The sequence below is a fragment of the Rhodoplanes roseus genome, from assembly GCF_003258865.1.
GTDB classification, from domain to species: Bacteria; Pseudomonadota; Alphaproteobacteria; order Rhizobiales; family Xanthobacteraceae; genus Rhodoplanes; species Rhodoplanes roseus.
Window position 1 is genome coordinate 1 of the sequence record NZ_NPEX01000817.1, and the last position, 272, is coordinate 272.

Here is a 272-nt window from a genome sequence, read left to right on the forward strand (position 1 = left end):
AAGAAGCGGTTTCTGCACGCAGATCGCCGACAGGAGCACCATCTGCCTGACGCCCGCGTCCCGCGCGGCCGCAAGCGCATCGGAATGCGCCTGATAATCGATCGCCCACGCGTCCTTCTCGCCGCCGGTGCGCGAGGCAAGGCAGGAGACGAGAACGTCGAACGGCTCGCCGGAAAACACCTCGCGTTTGAGCGACACCGGGTCCGCCACCTCGCCGAAGCGCAGCTTCGCCCCCTCCAGGAGCCGCGCCGTCCCTTCCGGCGTCAGCGCCC

1 pseudogene is annotated in these 272 nt (G+C 69.1%); it reads right to left on the reverse strand.

The features are described 5' to 3' along the window. Nucleotides 1–267 (reverse strand): annotated as a pseudogene (locus CH341_RS32545) (NAD(P)H-binding protein); the annotation flags it as partial. Nucleotides 268–272: the final 5 nt, after the last annotated feature.